Source organism: Limnospira fusiformis SAG 85.79, assembly GCF_012516315.1.
Taxonomy (GTDB): domain Bacteria; phylum Cyanobacteriota; class Cyanobacteriia; order Cyanobacteriales; family Microcoleaceae; genus Limnospira; species Limnospira fusiformis.
This window is the reverse complement of sequence record NZ_CP051185.1, coordinates 1,304,834-1,323,689: the sequence shown is the minus strand read 5'-3', so window position 1 is coordinate 1,323,689 and position 18,856 is coordinate 1,304,834. Positions and strand designations below refer to the sequence as shown.

Genomic DNA, 18,856 nt, shown 5'->3' with positions numbered 1-18,856 from the left:
GATGGTAAAATGGTAGTGGTTATCTAAACTACACGGTCACAAATCAGTCATGTCTACTACCCAAATCATCTATATCCGTGGCGCGAATATTCTGCTACCGGATGGCAATTTCAGCTTAGGAGATGTTAAACTGGGGGGGGGTAAAATTCTGGAAATTAGTTCAGAACTTCCCGCCGCCGGAGAGTCAGAAATGGACCTAAATGCAGAGGGGTTAACTCTGTTACCGGGAGTAATTGACCCCCAGGTTCATTTTCGGGAACCGGGACTAGAATATAAAGAAGATTTATCAACAGCCAGTCGCGCCTGCGCTAAAGGTGGCGTTACGTCGTTTTTGGAGATGCCGAATACTCGCCCTTTAACTAGCACAAAGGAAGCGTTGGCGGATAAACTAGAAAGGGCTGCCCAAAAGTGTTTGGTAAATTATGGCTTTTTTATGGGGGCGACTCCTGAGAATTTACCGGATTTATTAGAGGCTAACCCGAGTCCTGGGATTAAAATTTTTATGGGGTCAATGCACGGACCTTTATTGGTCGATCACGAAGAAATTTTAGAACCGATTTTTGCTAAAGGCGATCGCCTAATTGCGGTACACGCGGAAAACCAGGACCGGATTAATCGTCGGCGCGAGGAATTTGCGGGACAAACAGATCCAGCCATTCACTCCCAGATCCAGGATGAACAAGCCGCCCTAGAAGCCACCCAACTGGCTCTGAAGCTGTCTAAAAAGTATCAACGAAGATTGCACATTTTGCATCTATCTACAGGTATAGAAGCCGAATTGCTGCGACAGGATAAACCCGCCTGGGTAACAGCAGAAGTTACCCCCCAACATTTGGTGCTAAATATCACCGATTATGGTAAAATTGGCACCAAAGCTCAAATGAATCCGCCTTTGCGATCGCCTGAAAATAATGAAGTTCTCTGGCGAGCGTTGTTGGATGGAGTCATCGACTTTATTGCTACAGATCACGCCCCCCACACCCTAGAAGAAAAAGCCAAACCATATCCCAATAGCCCTTCAGGAATGCCGGGAGTTGAGACATCCTTACCAGTGATGCTAACTCAGGCGATCGCCGTCGGACGTTGTAGTGTTGCCCAGGTATCTAACTGGATGTCAACAGCCGTAGCAAAAGGTTATAATATCCCGAATAAAGGAGCGATCGCCCCTGGTTATGATGCTGACTTAGTGTTAGTTGATTTAAACAATTATCGCCCAGTTTTAGCCTCAGAATTGCAAACCAAGTGTGGCTGGAGTCCCTTTGAGGGTTGGCAGCTAACCGGGTGGCCAGTGGTTACTATTGTCGGAGGTCAAGTAGTGTATGACCATGGCAAACTTAACTTAGAAGTAAGAGGGAAAGCCTTGACATTTGACCATCATTAAACCCCTAAACATCAGCAAATATTGACGAACAGAAATTCAACCTATGGCACAATCAAAACTCAATAATGATCCGCTTTGGTTCAAAGATGCGATTATTTACGAAGTGCCAGTCCGCGCCTATTGTGATAGTAATGGCGATGGTATTGGCGACTTTGCTGGACTCACGGAAAAATTAGATTATCTGGAAGAACTCGGCATCACTGCCATCTGGATTTTACCATTTTTCCCCTCTCCCTTGCGAGATGATGGTTATGATATTTCCGATTACCGAGATGTTAATTATATCTATGGTAATTTAGATGATTTTAAAACCTTTCTGGATGCCGCCCATGAAAGGGGAATTAGGGTAATCATCGAGTTAGTAGTTAACCACACTTCCGACCAGCACCCGTGGTTTCAGCGGGCGAGGAGACTCCCCAAAGGCAGTAAAGAACGGGAATTTTATGTATGGAGTGATACCCCCGACAAATACCCAGAAGTTAGGATTATTTTCCAGGATTTTGAGACCTCTAATTGGGCGTGGGACCCGGTAGCAAAAGCCTATTATTGGCATCGTTTTTACTCCCATCAACCGGACTTAAATTATGAGAGTCCCGAATTGCAGCAAGCCGTGTTAGAACTCGCGGATTTTTGGTTAGGAATGGGAGTAGATGGGATGCGCTTAGATGCAGTCCCCTATCTGTGTGTGAGGGAAGGAACCAACTGCGAAAACCTGCCAGAAACCCATGCCTTTTTGAAAAGATTACGGGCTTATATTGATAGCAAATATGAGGATCGGATGCTATTAGCGGAAGCCAATCAATGGCCGGAAGATGCCGCCGCTTACTATGGGGAAGGTGATGAATGTCAGATGAATTTTCACTTCCCGTTAATGCCTCGTTTGTTTATGGCATTACGAATGGAAGATAGTTTCCCCATTGTGGATATTCTCAACCAAACTCCCTCTATTCCTAATAATTGTCAGTGGGCATTATTTCTGCGTAACCATGACGAGTTAACCTTAGAAATGGTGACAGACGAGGACCGAGATTATATGTATCGGGTCTATGCAGAAGATACCCAAGCGCGACTAAATTTAGGCATTCGTCGCCGTCTCGCGCCACTACTGGGGAACGATCGCCGCCAAATTGAACTAATGAATAGTCTGCTGCTTTCCTTACCAGGAACTCCCGTGCTGTACTATGGTGATGAAATTGGTATGGGGGATAATATATATATAGGCGATCGCAATGGAGTTCGCACCCCCATGCAGTGGAGTCCTGACCGTAACGCTGGCTTTAGTCGTGCCAACCCTCAGAAACTGTATCAACCAGTTATTTTAGACTCTGAATATCACTACGAAGCCATCAACGTGGAAGCGCAAAGCGCTAATCCTAATTCCCTGCTGTCATGGATGAAACGTTTAATTGCGATGCGGAAACGTTTTCAAGCCTTTGGACGTGGAACTTTTGAACTGTTACATCCCGAAAACAGGAAAGTATTAGCATTTGTCCGCACCTACTCTGGGGAACATATTTTAGTAGTGGCAAACCTGTCGCGATTTGTGCAGAGTGTAGAATTAGATTTAACCCCATTCCAGGGAATGGTTCCCGTGGAAATTTTCGGGCGAAATCAGTTCCCCAAAATTGGTGAATCTAGCTATTTTCTGAGTATCGCACCCTATGGATTTTACTGGTTTATGCTTCAGTTTGATCCAGCCACCAGCCTGCTACCACGTCCCCGCCACCAACTGCCAGCTTTAGAAGTGGCTAAAAGTTGGCATCAAATATTTTCTCAGTCGGATACCCGCGAACGTTTAGAGTCTTTATTCCCGGAATATCTGCATCGATCCTCGTGGTTTATTAGTAAATCTAGGGTTATGCAGTCGGTGACAATTGCTGATTTTATTCCGATTCCTTTTCCGAAACAGGAAGCAGCTATTGTCATGCTAAATGTAGACTATACGGAAGGGTTTGCCGAAACCTATGTAGTGCTGTTATCTTGTGCTATTGGTGAACAATCAAAAGAAGTTAGTGCTAACTTTCCTAGTGCGGTACTGGCTTCAGTAAAAATCGATGATCAGGAGGGAATTTTATTTGAAGCAAGTGCTGATCAAGACTTCTTAACTCTCCCCTTAGATATGATTCGGAACCGCCAACAGTATAAGGGTAAACATGGCACTTTAACGGCCACGACTACGGAGGCGCTGGCGGGGGTAGATATGAGTCAAGAGAAACTCAACCCTCAGCTAATGGGAAAAACGGATAAAAATGCCTTAGTTGTTTATGGCGATCGCCTAATTTTCAAATTCTTCCGCCGAGTCGAACCGGGTATTAATCCCGAATTAGAAATTCGCAGTTTTTTGGGACAGAAACAACAATTAGAACACATTGCGCCAGTAATGGGAGGGTTAAAATATCAACCCCGTCGCGGAGAGTCTACAACTTTAGGAGTTTTGCAGGTATATATTCCCGATGGTGTTAAGGCTTGGAATTATACTTTAGATAATCTCCGAGACTTTTTCGATCGCATAACTTTACCAACCACGGAAACTCCGGTGGAGGTTCCCTCAGAATCTCTGCTAACCTTAAAAAATGAGGAAATTCCCGAAGAAGTAGGGATCGCGATCGGATCATATCTGAGTAATATTCAACTACTAGGTCAACGCACAGCCGAGTTACATATTGCCTTATCCAGCGATACCGACGATCCGAATTTTACCCCAGAACCATTTTCATCTTTGTATCAGCGATCGATTTATCAATATTCCCGAAACCTGACCGGACAGGTAATGCTAAAGCTGAGAAAAGGACTGGGTTCTATGAAACCGGAAACCCGCGATTTAGCCAAAAAAGTTCTGAGTAAACATGAGTATATTTTAGGGCGTTTTCAATCCCTACTGAACCTCAAAATTACCGGAATGCGAACCCGTTGTCATGGGGACTATTCCTTAGATGAAATCCTCTATACAGGTAAAGATTTTTGGGTGATTGACTTTGAGGGAGAAACCTACCGCACTTTAAATGAAAGGCGGATGAAGCGATCGCCTTTGCGGGATGTCGCCGCCATGTTACAATCCCTCAATTATGCCACTCGTGTGGCTTTACTCAACGAGGTAGAAAATGGCATGATTCGACCCGAAAACGTACCCGAAATGGAACAATGGGCGAAAATCTGGTATAATTGGGTAGGTGCTAAATTTTTGGGCAGTTATTTAGAAGTAGCTAAAGAGGATGGATTTTTACCCAAGACCAAGCAGGAATTACAGGTATTGCTGGACAGCTACCTCCTAGAGCGAATTATCCAAAGTTTAGACTTCCACTATAATCGCAATCAACAACTAATTGATATTCCCTTACAGCAACTCTTAGAGGTTGTGGTCTAAAGGTTTATCGAATCGATGGGGAGGCGGAGCATTGACAGTGTAACCCGCCTCTACCGGGTCATGAATAATTGATAATCAACCATTAATTATTCATCATAGTCTTGCTCAAGAATCCGCCAACTCACAGATTTAATCGAAGGATCTAAACTTAATCGGCTAATTATTTGCTCCAACAAATTATCATCACGATTCTGGGCTATCATTTCAGCTTCAACCTCAACCAAATGATTAAAGTCATCCAAATCTTGACTCCGCAAAGAACGCAGCTTAATTTTCTTCATTTGACCCAGAGCATCCAGTAACAAAATCCTGACATTAGCTTCCTCATTACCCCGACAAACCAGGGAACAGAGATAATTAAATTCCAATTCAGTCCCTTCTGTAGGTTGCTGGTTAATGCGAAGACTCAAGGGGCGCAAAACCGTGTTAGCAATCAAAACCGCACCGGCTCCCATAAATGCTTCGGAAAAAAAACCAGCCCCCGATAAAGTCCCAATTGCCGCAGCGCACCAAATAGTCGCCGCCGTATTCAACCCCTTAACCGTGAGGCCTTCTTTTAAAATTACACCCCCAGCCAGAAAACCAATTCCAGACACAACTTGAGCCGCAATGCGGGTAGGGCTACCCTCTCCGGGAGTCATCACGGAAAGAATAACAAACATAGACGCTCCCGTGGCTACCAATGTATTAGTCCGTAACCCAGCCATGCGCTGTCGCCACTGACGTTCAATTCCCAAAGCCGAGCCTAACAAAAATGCCACAGTCAGTCTCAGCAATGTTTCTGTCCACTCCATGTATCACCTTCCGATTGTGGTTCGATGGACTCTGTACACAGTTGAGTTAAACTATGCCAAGAACCTACTGACTGCTGATTTTAGGATATTTTCGGCAGCACTCACCGGAAAAATAAGTGATGGGGAGGGGTTCAACCTCCCCATATTGCCCTATTCGGGAGCGGTTATGATTCGGGTTGGGAGTCTTGCAACTCCTCCCACAACTGTTCCAGACGCTCCATTGCTTGTCCGGGTGAGATTTTACCACTGGTTTCTAAAGCACAGGCGATCGCCACTTGATTAGAAAAATCCTGAAAAACTTGGTTAAAACGCAGATGTTCTGAAGTCAGTTGTCCGCGATAGCGACAATGGGGAGATAACATTTGTTGCAAAACCAGCCGATCTTCGCTCCGATCATTGATAGCAGCAGTAGTTTTTTGTCCATATTCAGCCAAAATTTGATTCAAATAATAGTTATCCTGTGCCTCTAACTTCTGAATCAAATGCAAAATCAAGGGAAGATTAACTTGGGCAATTAATTGATGCCATGACCGCTGCCACCATGAATATTTGAGACTAGGTACTGATTCCCCTAACTGGTTCAATGTGCAAGCTGGAGATAAAATAGATTGCTCGGAGGAACTCGCCATTTTGCGTAAAGTCTCCCGACGGGATGCCGAAGATTCCCGTTTTGCCATAGCTTTGTAAATTTGTGCAATTTCCTGTTTCCGCAAACAAATTTGTTTGAGGGTAGAAATAACACTGGGGCGGGAAGTGATAGCTTGACTCATCATCATGTTCTTATCTCCTTAGTTGTTACAATCTTTTTGCCAGCTTAGGGTGATTCCGTGACTCAGATACTGGGTTTAATGGCAGTTAACTAACGCCAACCAGTAACCCCACTAGGGAAAAATAAATCCACAGACCGGAAAAGTCTTTAATTGTGGTGATAAATGGATCGGCACCAGGACCGTGATCAAAGCCTAGTCTTAGCATAATCATCGGTAACATTGCCCCTAAAATTGCTCCCAGAGTAATTACACAAGCTAGGGCAATTCCGACGGCTAAACCGAGTTGGGGGATATCGTTAGGTAATCCTTGCCAGAAGTAGGCGGCTACTCCCGCCACAGTGCCTAAAATCACCCCCATAATCAAGCCAATGCGAATTTCTCGGAATAGATAAGCAGTAAACTGGCTGGGGTGAATTTGACTCCAGGCTAAACCACGGGCGAAAATAGTGCTTGATTGAGTGCCGACATTTCCTCCCATATCCATGACTAGGGGAATAAATACGGCAGCCGCCACGATCGCCTCTAGGGTATCTTCAAACCTTTCGATCACACCACCGACTAAAAAACCGCCAATCAGGGTGACAATTAAGAAAATTATCCGCAGTCTAATGGCATATATGGAAGGACCACGCACCAGTTTTTCACTCCAGCCTTGATCGCGGGTTAATAAATTCCCGACTCCGGCTTGGCCTAAAATTGTCTCGGTGGCTTCTTCTTCCACTAAGTCAATCACATCATCAAAGGTGATATCTCCAATTAATCGCCCTTCGTTATCGACTACGGGAATGGCGGGAAGGTCGTTATTTTTCAGGAGTTTAGCCGCTTTTAAATCGCGATCGCTGGCGCGGACGGCAATGGTTTCTCCCTCGGCTAATTCACCAATAATTTGATGGGGGTCGAATCTAATCAGGTTAACGGTAGAAACAAATCCGCGATAATATCTTTCGGCATCAATAATAAACACAACCGCCAGTTGATTCGGGTCTAATTCCGATTGGCGGATAATGCTTAGGGCATCCGCAACGGTCATGTTACTGCGGACTGTAATAAACCGCAGATTCATAATTCTTCCCGCACTATTTTCGGGATATCCCAGTAGTAAGTTAACGGTTTCCCTGGCTTGGGGACTGAGTTTCCCTATCAGTCGCTTAGTCACTTTAGCCGGAAGTTCCTCAAATAGCTGCACACGATCATCAGGATCAAGTGCTTCCAGAAGCGTCATTACTTCGGGATTTTCCATATCTTGAATTAGATCGGCTTGTTCTTCCGGGCGTAAATATTCAAAAACAGCGATCGCTCGGTTTTTTTCTAGTAATCGAAACGCTATCACTCGCTTATGGGGTTCAATTTGCATCAGCAGTTGTACCAATTCCGAAGCTGGTAAACTATTCGCCTCTTTTTTCGCCGCTTCTAATGCAAAAGGTTGTAGTAAATCGTTCAAAACATTGCCACGCATTTTTCACCTCTACTCACGAAATACCGGATAATTGGCAGCATCAAACCATGTTTATTGCCTTAATTTTTTGAGGATATTTGCCAGCAAAAACCGACTCACAAAAGGTCATTTTGGGAGTGGCAAAAGTAGACCAAACACAGTTTCAGGCTGAATAAATCCTCAAAGATCCAACCTGTCAACCAGTCCACTGGCTGCACTATTTATTCAATAATCAAACATCCAAAAACAGCCTGGCTTTTTCTTCCAATAACCAGAAAAAACCAACTCGAAATTGATTGAAATATTCAGTAATAGTCTAGGGGGTTTACCTCCTTCCTTCCCAGTCACTATGCCCAGCAGTGACCGGAGATGAACCCCCTAATCTCTAATAAAGCGATCGGGGCAAATTCATCAAACCAATCAACTGCCAGCCACACCTAGGGCCAGGGTCAGGGTCTTCTGTAGACGAATCGGACTCTTGATGTGTAGTTATAAAACTACTACTACCAGGAATCTCCATTGGTTTAGTTTCCTCAAAAAGTTAAAGCAAACTTGTGGCATCCAAGCTGGCATAAACCAGCCTTCTGCCATACACCTTAGCATTGTAAGCATACAATCTGGTTTTTGTCAATACCATTGACCGGAAAAAATACTTTTCACCCCCAGAGATATCCGATTAAGATCTTCTTGGAGTAGGGGAGGCCATTCGACACCCTGTTTAGACTTGAGAATCAATTGCTGATGGCTTTCCATGGCTAATTGATACAAAGCCAACACCAGGGGGCGATCGAAGTTATCGGTTTCTTTGAGGGAGTCATACACCAGTTTAATTGCTAACAAAATCGATGTCACTTGACCAGGGACCGGGGGCTTACCTTCTTTCAGACGAATTAAAAAGGCATCGGGGTTATTTTGTATTTCCAAAGCCATACCCTGGTCAATTAAGAAACTACGGGCAGTTTTATAGTCCATTTTTCATCAGTAACAATGAATAATTAACAATGAATAATTAACAATTAATAATTAACAATTAATAATTAACAATTAATAATTAACAATTAATAATTAACAATTAATAATGATTCGGGTGGGGGTGATGATTTACCGCTGTGGGGCGGGTTTACCAAAACCCCCGTGGGGTGATGATTTACCGCTGTGGGGCGGGTTTACCAAAACCCCCGTGGGAATGATGATTTACCGCTGTGGGGCGGGTTTACTAAAACCCCCGTGGGAATGATGATTTACCGCTGTGGGGCGGGTTTACCAAAACCCCCGTGGGAATGATGATTTACCGCTGTGGGGCGGGTTTACCAAAACCCCCGTGGGAATGATGATTTACAGCAGAACCCGCCCTAGTGAACCCGAATAATAATTAATTATAATTATATTATTATTATTATTATTAATTATCCGGGTGGGAATAATGATTAATTATCCGCTGTGGGGTTTACCAAAACCCCCGTGGGAATGATGATTTACAGCAGAACCCGCCCCTACAGGATGAACAACTAATAATAATTAATTATTAATTATTAATTATTAATTATTAATTATCCGGGTGGGAATGATGATTTACCGCTGTGGGGCGGGTTTACCAAAACCCCCGTGGGAATGATGATTTACAGCAGAACCCGCCCCTACAGGATGAACAACTAATAATAATTAATTATTAATTATTAATTATTAATTATTAATTATCCGGGTGGGAATGATGATTTACCGCTGTGGGGCGGGTTTACCAAAACCCCGGTGGGAATGATGATTTACAGCAGAACCCGCCCCTACAGGATGAACAACTAATAATTATTAATTATTAATTATTAATTATTAATTATTAATTATCCGGGTGGGAATGATGATTTACCGCTGTGGGGCGGGTTTACCAAAACCCCGGTGGGAATGATGATTTACAGCAGAACCCGCCCCTACAGGATGAACAACTAATAATTATTAATTATTAATTATTAATTATTAATTATTAATTATCCGGGTGGGAATGATGATTTACCGCTGTGGGGCGGGTTTACCAAAACCCCCGTGGGAATGATGATTTACAGCAGAACCCGCCCCTACAGGATGAACAACTAATAATTATTAATTATTAATTATTAATTATTAATTATTAATTATCCGGGTGGGGTGATGATTGACGGGAGTGGGGCGGGTTTACCAAAACCCCGGTGGGAATGATGATTTACAGCAGAACCCGCCCCTACAGGATGAACAACTAATAATTATTAATTATTAATTATTAATTATTAATTATTAATTATCCTACTCCCATTCGATGGTTCCTGGGGGTTTAGATGTGATATCGTAAACTACCCGATTGACCCCTCGCACTTCATTGACAATGCGGTTAGAAATAGTTTCGAGTAAATCGTAGGGAACCCGCGACCAGTCGGCGGTCATACCATCTTCACTAGAGACAAATCGCAACACGACGGGATAGGCGTAAGTACGCTGATCTCCCATAACTCCTACACTGCGGACGGGAAGCAATACGGCGAAGGCTTGCCAAAAATCATGATAAACGCCGGATTTGTGAATTTCATCACGGACGATAAAATCAGCATCACGGAGAATATTCAGTTTTTCGGCGGTAACTTCCCCCAGAATACGAATGGCTAAACCCGGACCGGGGAAGGGGTGGCGGCGGACGATTTCTTCGGGTAAACCTATCGATCGCCCAACTTTGCGAACTTCATCTTTAAACAGTTTACGGAGAGGTTCAACTAATTTGAACCGTAAGTCCTTGGGTAAACCGCCAACGTTGTGATGGCTTTTGATTTTCACGGCTACCCTTTCCCCAGTTTTCGGGTCAACATTGGTATCGGCTGACTCAATGACATCAGGATAAAGGGTTCCCTGGGCGAGATAGTCAAAGGGTCCGAGACGGGCTGATTCTTCTTCAAATACCTGGATAAATTCCGCCCCAATGCGTTTGCGTTTTTCTTCGGGGTCGGTCACTCCTTTGAGTTTTTCCAGAAAGCGATCGCGGGCGTTAACGTATTCAACGGAGATATGAAACCGAGCATCAAATAATTTTACCAGTTTTTCGGGTTCATATTTCCGCATAAACCCCTGGTCAATAAACATACAGGTAAGTTGATCTCCGATCGCCTGATGGAGTAAAAATGCCAGAGTTGAGGAGTCCACGCCGCCAGAAAGGGCTAATAATACCCGTTTATCTCCTACTCTAGCCCGAATCTCGCGGATAGCTTCTTCGACAAAGGTTTCTGTCGTCCAGGTCGGTTCACAGTCGCATATATGATAAACGAAATTCCTGATTAAGGCTTGACCACCAATAGAGTGAACTACTTCGGGGTGAAACTGAACTCCATAGAGTTGGCGTTCATGGTGAGCGATCGCTGCACAGCGTGTATTCTCGGTATGGGCGAGAACCTCAAACCCTTCTGGTAGTCTGGTACAGGAGTCACCATGACTCATCCACATGGTAGACCCTTGCTCTACATTAGTGAGTAAATCGGTCGGATCATCAATAGTTAGGGAAGCCTTACCATATTCGGCTAGTTTAGCGCGTTCTACCCCTCCCCCCAGTTGTTGAACCATTAACTGCATTCCATAACATACACCCAACACCGGAACCCCCAGATTCCAAATTTCTGGGTCACAATGGGGGGCTTTTTCGTCATAGACCGAACTAGGTCCACCGGATAAGATAATCCCTTTTAAGTTCAGGTCGGCTAATTTTTGGGCGCTGGTGCGATAGGAAATGACTTCGGAATAGACTTCGGTTTCCCGAATGCGACGGGCGATCAGTTCGGAGTATTGGGAACCGAAATCTAAGATGACAACCATTTCCCGATTAACTGAGGTAACCGGTTCGGCTATTGGTGTCGGTCGAGTTTGCTCTGGGGCTGAGGTTTGCACAGTCATATTTAGTTCAGGGTTGTAGATGTTAATAGAGTCATGGGGCTAGTGGGTTCTGGTAGCACCGGGAGGAGTGAAAATGCGAGAATTTTGCTGATAATTTGTTGAGAGACTATCTTAACCAGCATAACAAATTTGCTGCCAAATTGTATCACCGATCGCACTTTTGCAGATAATTTGACGTTGGCGATCAAATAACACTGACCCCACCTGGACATTTACTTCGGCGTGGGTGTGGATATAGGCGGCGGCGCGATGATCAATAGCCGAGGCGATCGAACCATATATGCGATCGACCCAATCCCCTTTTAGTTCCCGCAGGTACAATAAAGCATCTTCGGTGGTCGGAGAATGCAAAACCTTCTGTAGATCTGGGGTTGGTAATCCCATATCCGCACAGTGGGCGGTTAAAATTTCTAAGCGTCCGTCTGCGAGGTGGTGATGGGTGTGGAAAATACCCCCAGCCATTTTGATCAGCTTTCCGTGATATCCAAATAGTAAAATTGATTCAACTTCCACAAATCCTGCTGTTACTAGCATTGGTCCCAACCAGTTAGCCGTTTTGACAATTTGTTCGGGCTTAATACCTAAATGGGTGGCTAGGTCGAATCCATTTTCACCAATACAAAATACTAGGGTCTGAAAGTCGGTAGCTTTGGCTTCCAGGGTCTCCCGATACACTTCCAACTGTTCCGGGACGCTGAGGGGTTGGGATATACCTGTTGTCCCCAGCAATGATAGTCCTTGGATGACTCCAAAGGCTTCGTTAGATGTGCGTTTGGCTAGTTTTTTGCCTTCTGGTAAAATAATGGTAACTTGAATGCGATCGCCTAGTGATACCAGGGATTTCAGGTTACTTAAAATCAGGGATTTGGCATATTTATAAATCGCCGCCTGTTCCCCTTTTTCCTGGACTCCCACCCCTTCACCACCGACAATTTTAATGGGGGTTTCTAGGGAGTTAATATTACGGCCTATTATTTCTACTATTGCCCAAACTGGTGTATGGCGAGTAATATCTAAGTTATCTCCTGGGTCTGAACGAGTAATTCCTAAAGCGGCATGATCACTAATACGAGCCACCTGTTCGATCGCAATTTCCGCCGTTTCTGGTGGGTCAATTAAATCCACGTTCACCGTATTTTTATCATTAGGGGTCGGGTCTTGGAGATGCTCCAAAGCTGCGATCGCCGCCGCACAAGCAAAAACCGGGAGTGTATATCCAGAACGAGGTTTAGTCATAAGTCAAACCTAGATATGAGTAAATTATATATATCATCTTCTCCCATATTTTACCCTACCTTATTAATCAATTTACCTACCCCTGTCACTTCCACAACTACCTCATCTCCAGCAGTTAGGAAACGGGGGGGATTAAATCCCATACCTACCCCCGCCGGAGTACCTGTCGCAATAATATCTCCTGGTAATAGAGTCATTCCCGCCGACAGAGTAGATATAATTGCGGGGACATCAAAGATAACTTGATCAAACTTAGCTTGTTGTCTTTTTTCCCCATTCACCCAACAGCAAATCTCAATATTTGCCGGAGGTGGCATAATCGAACGATGCACCACTACCGGACCCATAGGCGCAAAACCATCTAGGCTTTTTCCCCGAAACCATTGGCGGTGATCTGATTGCAAATCCCTAGCCGATACATCATTTAAAGCCGTATAACCGAATACATAATCCCAGGCATTTTCCGGTAAAATATTACTGCCTTTTTTACCAATAATAATCGCCAATTCTGCCTCATAGTCTAATTTCGAGGTTAAATGGCTATAGCTAGGAATTATGTCACCGGTAGCGATCGCCGTAGTGGTAGCTTTAGTAAAAATAATCATTTGGGTGGGTAGTTTATCGTCCTGGTCAACTCTACCCAGCATTTCTTTAGCATGATCTAAATAGTTTTTACCCAAACAAAAAATATTGCGTTTAGGATGAGGAAAAGGCGCGAGAATTTGAGTATCTGTCAACGGCGCACAGGCAATTTTTGCCGCGAAAGCGATCTCGGTCAAATCCCCAACCGCCTGAATAGCAGTTTCTCCAGCTTCTACTAATTCTAATAAAGTCTGAGTAGTTAAGGACTCATCCAAAATCTGACTAGCTTTAACTAAGTCCACAACAGTCTGAGCAACTAAAGTCCCCAATTGTCCATTTTTTAGGGTTACAAACTTCATACTTAGAATCTCACCCACTGCACATCCTACATGACCACAATTGTATCAGGCTATTGATAGCAATCCTGAATCAACCGACAAATAAGCCCTCGCCCCCAAGCCCTCTCCCAGAAAGGGAGTACCCAGCGACCAAAGGCGATCGCTGGGTCTGAGAAATGCAAATCTGAGAAAATCAGAAAGTCTCAGCGGGTTGGTGGTGAAATCAAATCAATAGTTAAATAGGACAGCACAAACCGCCAGCCCGTTGGCTAAAGCGGGCATTTTCCCGATAGTCTACGGGACAATCAATCACCACAGGAACTTCCGAAGCCAGTGCTTCTTTAAGAATAGGAACCAAATCAGTCGCCGCCTGAACCCGGTATCCTTTCAATCCCATACTTTCAGCAAACTTGACAAAATCAGGATTACCGAATTTAATAAACGAGGACGAGCCAAACTGGTCTTCTTGTTTCCATTCAATCAAACCATAGCCACCATCATTAAAAATCAGGGTGACAAAAGGTGTACCAACTCGCAGGGCGGTTTCTAATTCCTGACAGTTCATCATAAAACCGCCATCTCCAGTAACAGCCACTACTTTTAATTCAGGATTGACAAATTTAGCGGCGATCGCCCCGGGAATAGCAATTCCCATAGCCGCAAAACCATTGGAAATCAAACAAGTATTAGGGCGATCGCAGTGGTAATGTCTTGCCATCCACATTTTATGGGCCCCGACATCAGAAATCACGATATCTTCCGGTCCCATCACCTGCCGCAAATCATAGATAATTTTTTGAGGTTTAATGGGGAAACCATCATCATTAGCATAGCGTTCATAATCTTGGCGAATCTCTGAGCGCAGTTTTACCCCATAGGGGTCAGGTTTACCAGTGCGGTCAGACCGACGCAGAATCTCATGAAGAGAATCTGAAATATCCCCAACAATTTCGGCAATAGGAATATAACTGCTATCGATTTCCGCGGCATTAGCCCCCACATGAATAATCGGAATTGTGCCTTTAGGATTCCATTTTTTCGGGGAATATTCAATCAAATCATAGCCAATGGCAATCACCAAATCAGCTTTATCAAAAGCGCAACTAATGAAATCCCGCAACTGAAGTCCTGTAGTCCACAGAGATAAAGGATGGGTATAAGGAATCGCCCCCTTACCCATAAAAGTATTAGCTACAGGAATATTTAGTTGGGTAGCAAATTCAGTCACCGCCTCACTAGCATTAGCTCTCAAAGCTCCATTACCTACTAGGATAAGGGGATTAACAGCTTTAGAGATAGCGCTGGCTGCTTCATTCATGCTTTGATAAGCACAATAAATTTTTTCGCGGCGATCGCGATTTAGCGGCTGCCCTTCCACAGCCATACTAGCAATATTTTCCGGTAAATCAATATGAACCGCACCGGGTTTTTCCGTTTGGGCTAATTTAAAAGCCTTACGGACAATTTCCGGGGTAATGCTAGGTCGGACAATTTGAGCATTCCACTTAGTTACAGGGGAAAACATTGCCACCAAATCCAGGTATTGATGGGATTCAATGTGCATTCTGTCTGTACCCACCTGACCCGTAATTGCCACCAAGGGAGCGCCATCAAGGTTAGCATCTGCGACCCCTGTCATTAGGTTAGTAGCACCAGGTCCCAAGGTAGACAAACAAACCCCTGCTTTTCCGGTCAAACGTCCGTAGACATCTGCCATAAATGCAGCACCTTGTTCATGGCGGGTGGTGATAAATTGGATAGAAGAATCTTTCAGGGATTCGAGAACTTCCATATTCTCTTCTCCCGGTAGTCCGAAGACATATTTAACCCCTTCATTTTCGAGGCATTTTACCAAAAGTTCGGCTGTATTCATTGGGCAATTTTTCAACCATACAAATAGATTAAAACAACCGGATAATTATCCGCATAATTTCCGCAGTTTTTAGGGTCAAATATAGGCGCAAAATCCCCCAGTAAAAATGTCATATATCAACAATTAACCAGGTAATTTTTACCCCTAATTTGGAGTCGGAGTTATTTAATCCAGACCGTTTTCACATTGACAAACTCATGAATGCCTTGGATGCTTAACTCTCGTCCGTAGCCAGAGCGTTTAATGCCACCAAAGGGCAAGCGCGGATCGGATTTGACCAAACCGTTAATAAACACGGCTCCGGCTTCTAGTTCTAAAGTTAAACGATCCTGTTCGGCAGTGTCTGTAGTCCATGCACTTGCACCCAGACCAAAAGATGTGCTATTCGCTAATGCGATCGCCTCATCTAGGCTTTTCACCCTAAATAAGAGCGCCACAGGTCCAAAAAATTCCTCCTGATCAGCAGGTGTTCCGGGGGGGATGGAAGCTAAAATAGTAGGCGCATAGAAGTTTCCCGGACGCTCAGAGAGTCGATGACCGCCAGTGAGCGCTTTGGCTCCTGCTGCTAGGCAAGTTTGCACTTGTTCGTCAATATCCTTGAGAATTCCCGGCGTAGCCAGGGGACCTACTTCTGTATCTGGGAGCATTGGGTCTCCCACTTTCAACGCCTTAAATTTGGCGACCAGTTTTTTTTCAAATTCTCCGGCGATGCGATCGGCAAGAATAAACCGCTTGGCCGCAATACAAGACTGACCGTTATTCAGCATTCTAGCTGTCACCGCCGTTTGTACTGCTGCTTCTAGATCGGCACTTTCTAGCACAATAAATGGATCGCTGCCTCCTAATTCTAGCACTGTTTTTTTGAGATTTTTACCAGCTTCCGAAGCTAAACTAGCTCCAGCCGGTTCACTTCCTGTCAGGGTGGCCGCTTTAACGCGCGGGTCAGCCACAATTTGAGCTACTTTGTCTGCTCCCACTAGGAGGGTTTGGAAAACTCCAGGGGGAAACCCAGCCGCTTTGAAGATTTCGGCAATAGCTAAAGCACATTGAGGCACGTTAGAGGCGTGTTTGAGCAACCCCACATTTCCCGCCATTAAAGCCGGAGCCGCAAAGCGGAACACCTGCCAAAATGGGAAATTCCAAGGCATGACCGCTAAAATGGCTCCTAGGGGTTGATAGCGCACGAAACTCCGAGTCGCATCACTGGCAGCCGGAACATCAGCCAGAAACTGAGGCGCGTTTTCCCCATAAAACCGACAAACCAAGGCGCTTTTTTTCGCTTCGGCGATCGCATCTTTGATAGGTTTTCCCATCTCCAATGTCATGATTTGAGCAAATCTCTGTGCATCTCGCTCCAAAATCTCCGCCGCTCGGTTCATCCATTCAGCTTTTTTGTCAAAAGGCAGATAGCGGTAACGGGTAAAGGCTTGCTCTGCTGATTCCAGACAGGCTTCTATCTCCGAGTCAGTCAGGGATTCAAAGGTTTTGACCACTTCTCCCGTGGCTGGGTTGATGGTGGCGATTCCCATAACAAATTGATGTTTTTCATAAAATTAAATGTTTACATCTAATCATCCTACCTCTGAAAAACCATCTATTATCAATTAATTTCCCCTTCAGCCAACTGTTTACACAAATCTATAACTTTATTTAAATAACTTAAAATTTATGAGAAAACATCCGGCTCTAATTCCCGACAAATTTAATTTTTCTTCATCTTACTTACAAAACTAAAAGAACACCCAGAAAGCTGTTCTCTGGGTGATATAAGACCAAATTATGGTTCAGGCTGTAGGTATCCCCTAGCGAATATACTCTTTGAGAATACTATTGCGGTTGGGGTGACGTAACTTTCGTAAAGCCTTAGCTTCTATCTGGCGAATGCGCTCCCGAGTCACGTTGAATATCTGCCCTATTTCTTCTAGGGTTTTCATCCGTCCGTCATCGAGTCCATAGCGTAGTCGCAAAACATCTCGTTCCCTGGGGCTGAGAGTATCTAATACACTTTCGAGGTCTTCCCGTAGCAAATTCTTAGAAACCTGATCTTCTGGGGTTTCTCCATCAGACTCAATAAAGTCTCCCAAGCGAGAATCTTCTTCTTTACCAATGGGAGTTTCCAGAGAAATAGGTAGTTGAGCGGATTTCGCAATAAATCTTAACTTCTCGATGGTCATTTCCATCCGGGTAGCGATTTCTTCCTCCGTCGGTTTACGACCCATTTCCTGAGATAGGAGTTTAGTAGTCTTTTTGATCCGAGAGATAGTTTCATACAGGTGAACTGGAAGTCTTATCGTCCGAGACTGATCAGCGATCGCCCGAGTAATAGCCTGACGAATCCACCAAGTCGCATAGGTACTGAACTTATAGCCTTTCTCGTGATCGAATTTTTCCGCCGCCCGGATTAACCCTAGGCTTCCCTCTTGAATTAAGTCTTGAAACGACAAACCCCGATTCATGTACTTTTTAGCAATGGAAACCACCAACCTCAAGTTAGACTGAACCATTTTATCCTTAGCTCGTCTGCCCAGAAATAGGCGACGGCGGAATTCTGGTAGCCTCATATCAACCGCATTTGCCCATTCCTTTTCGTTAGGTTCGCGATGATAATGCTCTATTAGCTTTTCTCGTATTCGCTCCAACTCCAGCAAATCGGCAATTTTACGAGCCAGTTCAATTTCCTCATCGGCTCGCAGTAAGCGAATCCGACCAATTTCCTGAAGATACAGTCGAATCGAATCTTCTGTATAGTGCTTTTTTTTTGTCTGGGCACGTCGCCGAGATTTCCCGGCACTCCCAGCCTTAGCTAGTTCTGTTTCAGATTGAGACTCCTCTAATTCTTGTTGGAGAGATTCTCCATGTTCAAACAAATTTTCAACTAAATCTGGATCAGATTTCGGGTCAGATAATTCAATTGTTTCCATTTCAGGCTCAATGGTGGTTGCGAGTCCGTCTTTTATTTGGATCATGCCGCGTTCCTCATGCTCCTCAATTCAAGAATCCATCACGAGAGACAGAATATATCTGTCTTATGACAGTTTAGCCAATTACCCACTGGGTCTGACTGTAACATCGGCTTGATCATCATAAACTATTGATGATTTAATTCCGACACAGCCAATCAGCTAGGGGTGACAAAAGTTGTTCAAACCATATAGATAAAATATCTCAGGTTTCATTGACCAG

12 protein-coding genes are annotated in these 18,856 nt (G+C 44.4%); 2 read left to right on the top strand and 10 right to left on the bottom strand.

What is annotated here, in order from left to right; all coding sequences use genetic code 11:
* The first annotated feature begins 49 nt into the window (after positions 1–49).
* Both HFV01_RS06440 and treS read left to right on the top strand, forming a co-directional pair.
* Positions 50–1,381 (top strand): dihydroorotase, encoded by a 1,332-nt coding sequence (locus HFV01_RS06440; RefSeq protein WP_006624275.1) that lies wholly within the window; start codon positions 50–52, stop codon positions 1,379–1,381.
* Positions 1,382–1,424: 43 nt separating this feature from the next.
* Positions 1,425–4,745 carry a maltose alpha-D-glucosyltransferase gene (treS, locus tag HFV01_RS06435; RefSeq protein WP_006624274.1) on the top strand — a complete coding sequence of 1,107 codons (3,321 nt, stop codon included), beginning with the start codon at positions 1,425–1,427 and terminating at the stop codon, positions 4,743–4,745.
* 86 nt (positions 4,746–4,831) lie between these two features.
* On the opposite strand, the gene HFV01_RS06430 is transcribed toward treS, so the two are convergent.
* From HFV01_RS06430 to rpoD, 10 genes are all read right to left on the bottom strand, one after another.
* On the bottom strand, positions 4,832–5,539 hold the full coding sequence (locus HFV01_RS06430) for an MgtC/SapB family protein (protein ID WP_006624273.1): 708 nt from the start codon (positions 5,537–5,539) through the stop codon (positions 4,832–4,834).
* 164 nt (positions 5,540–5,703) lie between these two features.
* The gene (locus tag HFV01_RS06425) at positions 5,704–6,315 is read right to left on the bottom strand and encodes a DUF7219 family protein (protein ID WP_006624272.1); all 612 of its coding nucleotides are present in this window, start codon (positions 6,313–6,315) and stop codon (positions 5,704–5,706) included.
* 79 nt (positions 6,316–6,394) lie between these two features.
* Positions 6,395–7,765 (bottom strand): magnesium transporter, encoded by a 1,371-nt coding sequence (gene mgtE, locus HFV01_RS06420; protein ID WP_006668413.1) that lies wholly within the window; start codon positions 7,763–7,765, stop codon positions 6,395–6,397.
* Positions 7,766–8,371: 606 nt separating this feature from the next.
* Positions 8,372–8,716: a hypothetical protein gene (locus HFV01_RS06415; RefSeq protein ID WP_006624269.1), complete on the bottom strand. Its 345-nt coding sequence runs from the start codon at positions 8,714–8,716 to the stop codon at positions 8,372–8,374.
* A 1,302-nt stretch (positions 8,717–10,018) separates the two neighbouring features.
* Positions 10,019–11,644, bottom strand: coding sequence for a glutamine-hydrolyzing GMP synthase (gene guaA, locus HFV01_RS06410; RefSeq protein WP_006624265.1), 1,626 nt, complete (start codon positions 11,642–11,644; stop codon positions 10,019–10,021).
* Between the two features lie 111 nt (positions 11,645–11,755).
* Positions 11,756–12,880, bottom strand: a complete 1,125-nt coding sequence (gene cbiD / locus HFV01_RS06405) for a cobalt-precorrin-5B (C(1))-methyltransferase CbiD (protein ID WP_006624264.1) — start codon at positions 12,878–12,880, stop codon at positions 11,756–11,758.
* Between the two features lie 50 nt (positions 12,881–12,930).
* Complete coding sequence (locus HFV01_RS06400) at positions 12,931–13,821, bottom strand: fumarylacetoacetate hydrolase family protein (RefSeq protein WP_046321496.1); 891 nt, start codon at positions 13,819–13,821, stop codon at positions 12,931–12,933.
* A 214-nt stretch (positions 13,822–14,035) separates the two neighbouring features.
* A complete protein-coding gene (locus tag HFV01_RS06395) occupies positions 14,036–15,673 on the bottom strand; it encodes an acetolactate synthase large subunit (protein ID WP_006624262.1) in 1,638 nt (545 codons plus the stop codon).
* Positions 15,674–15,834: 161 nt separating this feature from the next.
* Entirely contained in the window at positions 15,835–17,202 is a 1,368-nt protein-coding gene (locus HFV01_RS06390) for an NAD-dependent succinate-semialdehyde dehydrogenase (RefSeq protein ID WP_193520919.1), read from the bottom strand.
* A 273-nt stretch (positions 17,203–17,475) separates the two neighbouring features.
* Complete coding sequence (rpoD, locus tag HFV01_RS06385; protein ID WP_006668411.1) at positions 17,476–18,639, bottom strand: RNA polymerase sigma factor RpoD; 1,164 nt, start codon at positions 18,637–18,639, stop codon at positions 17,476–17,478.
* Positions 18,640–18,856 lie beyond the last annotated feature (217 nt).